This is a genomic window from Aeromicrobium sp. CnD17-E, from assembly GCF_024124745.1.
GTDB lineage: Bacteria > Actinomycetota > Actinomycetes > Propionibacteriales > Nocardioidaceae > Aeromicrobium.
Map to the genome: position 1 here is coordinate 1 of NZ_JAMXRU010000151.1, position 5352 is coordinate 5352.

The following is a 5352-nucleotide window of genomic DNA, read 5'->3' on the forward strand; positions in this document are numbered from 1 at the left end:
CGCGACCGCCGCGTTCGCCGGCCCGGTGGCCGCCGCCCCGGTCAGCCTGCCCGCCGCCCAGGGCGGCCCCGCGTCGACGACCGTGAAGAAGGGCCCGTTCGGCCTGCGCTTCCGGCCCGTCGCCCCGAACACCGCCGACGCGCTCACCGTCCCCGAGGGCTATACGCAGGACGTCGTGATCCGCTGGGGCGACCCGCTGTTCAAGGACTCGCCGCGCTGGTCGCCGACCACGCAGAGCGGTGCTGCGCAGCGTCGCCAGTTCGGCTTCAACAACGACTTCCTCGCCCTGCTGCCGCTCGCGCGCGGCACGCAGCTGCTCGTGGCCAACCACGAGTACACGACCGAGGAGATGATGTACCCCGGCTACGACCCGGCCAACCCGACCAAGGAGCAGGTCGAGACGTCGTGGGCCGCGCACGGCCTGTCCGTCGTCACGGTGCAGGAGACCCGCTCGGGCTCGCTGAAGCCGGTCGTCGGGCACCGCCTCAACCGTCGGTTCCACACGCAGTCGCGGTTCGTGCTGACCGGCCCCGTCGCCGGTCACGCGCTCGTGCGCACGAAGGCCGACCCGAAGGGCCGCACGGTGCTGGGCACGCTGAACAACTGCTCCGGCGGCACCACCCCGTGGGGCACCTGGCTGACGGCGGAGGAGAACTTCAACCAGTACTTCGCCAACGCCGCGCAGGTCAGCGACCCGACGACGGCGCAGCGCCTCGCCCGCTACGGCGTGTCCGGCAACGCCACGACCCGTCAGTGGGAGAAGTTCGACGAGCGCTTCGACCTGACCGTCGAGCCGAACGAGGTCAACCGCTTCGGCTGGATCGTCGAGATCGACCCCTACGACCCGACGTCGACGCCGCGCAAGCGCACCGCCCTCGGCCGCTTCAAGCACGAGGCGGCGCAGCCGCGCATCACGAAGGACGGTCGCGTCGCGGTGTACATGGGCGACGACGAGCGCTTCGACTACCTCTACAAGTTCGTGTCGCGCGACAAGGTCAAGAAGGGCACCTCGCGTGCGGCGAAGCGTCACAACGACACCCTGCTCGACCACGGCACGCTCTACGTCGCCCGGCTGACCGGTGACTCCCCGTCGGCGCAGATCGACGGCTCGGGCACGCTGCCGAAGGACGGCGAGTTCGACGGCTCAGGCGCCTGGATCCCGCTCGTGAGCGGCGACCGCTCGTTCGTGCAGGGCTTCACCGCCGAGGAGGTGCTCCTGTTCACGCGCCTGGCCGCCGACCAGGTCGGCGCCACCAAGATGGACCGTCCGGAGGACGTCGAGCCGAGCCCCGTGAGCGGCAAGGTCTACGTCGCCCTCACGAACAACTCCAACCGCGGCGCGTCCGGCAAGGCCGGCCCCGACGAGGCCAACCCGCGCAAGGCCAACAAGAACGGCCACGTGCTGGAGCTGACGGAGCGTCGCAACGACAGCGCGTCGACCCGCTTCGAGTGGAACCTGCTGCTCGTGTGCGGCGACCCGAACGACGCGTCGACGTACTTCGGCGGCTACGACAAGACGCAGGTCTCGCCGATCTCCTGCCCCGACAACGTCGCGTTCGACCGGCACGGGAACCTGTGGATCTCCACGGACGGCAACGCGCTCGGCTCGAACGACGGCCTGTTCGGCGTGGCGGTGGAGGGTCGTGACCGCGGCCTGACCCGTCAGTTCCTCACGGTGCCGTTCGGTGCGGAGACCTGCGGTCCGGTCGTGCAGCGCAAGCGCGTCCTGGTCTGCGTCCAGCATCCGGGCGAGAAGGACGGCGCCACCGCGGACGCGCCGGCGTCCCACTGGCCCGACGGCGGCACCTCCCTGCCCCGTCCGGCGATCGCCCTCGTGCGACGCAAGGACGGCGGCGACATCGGCGCCTGACCTCCCACCGGCGCCGAGCACGACGCCCCGCCCGGGTCACGGGCGGGGCGTCGTCGCGTCAGAGGCGAGGTCTGCGTCGTGCGGCGGCGACTCAGCCGAGGCTGCGGCGGGCGGTCGTCATCTGGTGGCAGACGACGGCGGCGACGAGCGCGGCCGTGCCGAGCGTCGCGAGGGCGTGCGCGCCGAGCAGCGCGCCCTCGGGCGCGGAGAAGACGGCCGACGTCAGCGCAGCACCGCCGACCAGCGACGCAGCGGCCGCGGCGTGCACCAGCGGGGTGCGCTGCTCGGAGGTGACCGTCGCCCACGCCTGGTAGCAGATGCCGGCGACGACGAGGGCCGCCACGACGAGCAGGACACGCCCCGGCAGGACGAAGCCGTCGGGCCACGGGACGTCGCCCAGCACGTCGGTGACGTAGAGCGCCAGCACGACGAGCTCGGCGAGGGCGGGCACCACGAGGCCGGGTCCGATCTTCATGGCCGCGACCCTACCGACCCCGCCCGCCCACCTCGCCGCCCTGGCCCCGCCCCGCGTTCTGCGGACTTGGTGACGGTTTCCGCCGGACAAACCGTCACCAAGTCCGCAGAACGCGGAGATCGGGGATGGGGCGGGGTGGGGGTCAGGACTCGAGGGTGCGGCGGTAGCGCTGCATGCCGGCGACCCAGCGGTCGGGGTCGGACGCCTTCTGGGCCCACATCGTGGCGACCTCGGGGTGGGGCAGGGCCTGGAAGCGGCCGGCCTCGACCGCGTCGAGGATCGTGGCGGCGACCTCGGACGCGTCGAGCGCCTCGCCCGCCGACGTGACCGCCCGCATGCCGAGGCGCGCGTCGGCGTCGGTCGAGGTCTCGCCCTCCTCGAGCATCGCCGTGCGCACGCCCATCGGGCAGGCCGTCGTCACCTGGACGCCGCGGTCGCCGTAGGTGGCCGCCAGCCACTCCGCGAAGCCGACGGCGGCGTGCTTGGTCACCGAGTAGGTGGGCGAGCCCAGCTGGGTCAGCAGTCCCGCCGCCGACGCCACGCTGACGAAGCAGCCCGCCGGGCCGTCCGTCGCGCCCCGCTCCAGCCACTGCGGCACGAGCGCCCGCGCCGCCGCCACGTGCGCCATCACGTTGACCTCCCACGACGCCGCCCAGTCCTGCGGCGACGCGTCGAGCCCGAACCCCTGGAACACGCCGGCGTTCGCGACGTAGAGGTCGACGGGGGTCGGCGACGTCTGCAGCACGGCGTCGACGCCGATCTCCGCCGTCACGTCGGCCGCGCGGTGCAGCACCCGCTCGCCGAACTCCTCGCCCAGCGCGGAGGCCGCGTCGGAGAGCCGGTCGCCGTCGAGGTCGGCCAGCACGACCGAGGCGGCACCGCGCTCGAGCAGCGCCCGCGCCACCGCGAGGCCGATGCCGCCGGCCGCACCCGTGACGACGGCAGCCGCGCCCTGCACCTTCATCGTCGTACCACCCTCATCCGCGAGCCGCGTACTTCTTCAGCTCGGCGCGGGCGAGCGAGGCCTTGTGCACCTCGTCGGGGCCGTCGGCGAAGCGCAGGGTGCGGATGCCGGCGAACATCTCCGCGAGCGGGAAGTCCTGGCTCAGGCCGCCGGCACCGTGCACCTGGATGGCCTTGTCGAGGATCCACTCGACCGTCTGGGGCGTGGCGATCTTGATCGCCTGGATCTCCTTGTGGGCGCCACGGTTGCCGACGGTGTCCATGAGCCAGGCGGTCTTGAGCGTCAGCAGGCGCAGCTGCTCGAGCCGCACGCGCGACTCGGCGATCCAGTCCTGCACCACACCCTGCTGGGCGATCGGCTTGCCGAACGTGGTGCGGCTCAGCGCCCGCTCGCACATGTACTCGACGGCGCGCTCGGCGATGCCGATGGAGCGCATGCAGTGATGGATCCGGCCGGGTCCGAGGCGCGCCTGGGCGATCGCGAAGCCCTCGCCCTCGCCGCCGATGAGGTTCGACGCAGGCACGCGGACGTCGGTGAAGCGCAGCTCGGCGTGCCCGCCGTGGTCGCGGTCGTGGTAGCCGAAGACGTGCATGCCGCGCACGACCTCGAGGCCCGGGGTGTCGCGCGGCACGAGGATCATCGACTGCTGGCGGTGCCGCTCGGCCGACGGGTCGGTCTTGCCCATGACGATGAAGACCCGGCAGTGGGGGTTCATCGCGCCGGTGATCCACCACTTGCGACCGTTGATGACGTACTCGTCGCCGTCGCGGACGATCGAGAGCCCGATGTTGGTCGCGTCGGAGGAGGCGACGTCGGGCTCGGTCATCGCGAACGCCGAGCGGATCTGGCCGTCGAGCAGCGGACGCAGCCACTGCTCCTTCTGCTCGGGGGTGCCGAACATGGTCAGCACCTCCATGTTGCCCGTGTCAGGCGCGGCGCAGTTGAGCGCGGCGGGCGCGAGCTGGATGGAGCGGCCGGTGATCTCGGCGAGCGGCGCGTACTGCAGGTTCGTCAGGCCGCCCTCCTCCGGGTGGCCGGCCAGGAAGAAGTTCCACAGGCCGCGCTCGCGCGCCTGCTCCTTGAGGCTGTCAAGCACGGCCGGCGGGTCCCAGCGGTCCTCGGCGTAGAGGGCCTCGATCTGCTCGGCGGCCTCGGCCTCGGCCGGGTAGACGGCCTCGTCCATGAAGGCCTCGAGCTTGGCGATCAGCTCCGTGGTGGTCTCGTCGAAGGCGAAGTGCATGTCAGGCCGCCGCCATCACGTAGACGACCTCGGCGATGCAGACCGGCTTCTCGGCGCCCTCGCGCTCGACGACGAACGTGATGACGGCCTGGGTGCCGATCGGGATGTCGCTGGTCTCCTTGAGCGTCGCCGTCGCGCGCAGCCGCGAGTCGACCGGGACCGGGTTCGGGAAGCGCACCTTGTTGGCGCCGTAGTTCACGCCCATCGCCAGGCCGTTGACCGCGTAGATGTTCTCGGAGAAGACCGGCAGGAGCGACAGCGTCAGGTAGCCGTGCGCGATCGTGCCGCCGAACGGCCCCGACGCGGCGCGCTCGGGGTCGACGTGGATCCACTGGTGGTCGCCGGTGGCGTCGGCGAAGGTGTTGATCTGCTCCTGGGTCACGGTCACCCAGTCGCTGGTGCCGAGCTCCTGCCCGGCAGCTGCCTTGAAGTCGTCGAGACTGTCGAACACGCGGGCCATGGGACTACCTCCGGGACAGGTCGCCCTCGGGCGACGACTAAGCGCTTGCTTAGTTCGCAGCCTAGACGACCTCGTCCGCTTTGTGCACCCCTGCGACCTACGTCAGGACGCGGGCGACGACGGGCACGAGCGCCAGCAGGGACGCGACCACCACGACCGTCGTGTCGCGCGGGGTCCACGGCACGCCCTGCGCCCAGGTGCGCCGGGTCGCGGTCGCGAAGCCACGGGCGTCCATCGCGATGGACGTCCGTCCGGCGTCGCGCAGCGCGGCGGCCAGCATGGCGAAGGTGACCGACCCGGCGTGCCGCACCGCCGACGCCGGGCCGTGCGGACCCGTGCCGCG

The 5352-nt window shown here is 72.2% G+C and carries 5 protein-coding genes and 1 pseudogene; 1 reads left to right on the forward strand and 5 read right to left on the reverse strand.

Annotated elements, in window-relative coordinates; genetic code table 11:
- A partial coding sequence (locus NH339_RS17100) for a PhoX family phosphatase (protein ID WP_253027211.1) occupies nucleotides 1-1870 on the forward strand: 1870 nt, incomplete at its 5' end.
- 91 nt (nucleotides 1871-1961) lie between these two features.
- Here the strand turns inward: NH339_RS17100 and NH339_RS17105 are convergent.
- The 5 genes and pseudogenes from NH339_RS17105 to NH339_RS17125 form a co-directional block, all read right to left on the reverse strand.
- On the reverse strand, nucleotides 1962-2345 hold the full coding sequence (locus NH339_RS17105) for a hypothetical protein (RefSeq protein WP_253027212.1): 384 nt from the start codon (nucleotides 2343-2345) through the stop codon (nucleotides 1962-1964).
- Nucleotides 2346-2487: 142 nt separating this feature from the next.
- Nucleotides 2488-3309, reverse strand: coding sequence for an SDR family oxidoreductase (locus NH339_RS17110; RefSeq protein WP_253027213.1), 822 nt, complete (start codon nucleotides 3307-3309; stop codon nucleotides 2488-2490).
- A gap of 13 nt (nucleotides 3310-3322) precedes the next feature.
- The gene (locus NH339_RS17115; RefSeq protein ID WP_253027214.1) at nucleotides 3323-4549 is read right to left on the reverse strand and encodes an acyl-CoA dehydrogenase family protein; all 1227 of its coding nucleotides are present in this window, start codon (nucleotides 4547-4549) and stop codon (nucleotides 3323-3325) included.
- A gap of 1 nt (nucleotide 4550) precedes the next feature.
- Entirely contained in the window at nucleotides 4551-5009 is a 459-nt protein-coding gene (locus tag NH339_RS17120) for a MaoC family dehydratase (protein WP_067853399.1), read from the reverse strand.
- Between the two features lie 97 nt (nucleotides 5010-5106).
- Nucleotides 5107-5352 (reverse strand): annotated as a pseudogene (locus NH339_RS17125) (ABC transporter); the annotation flags it as partial.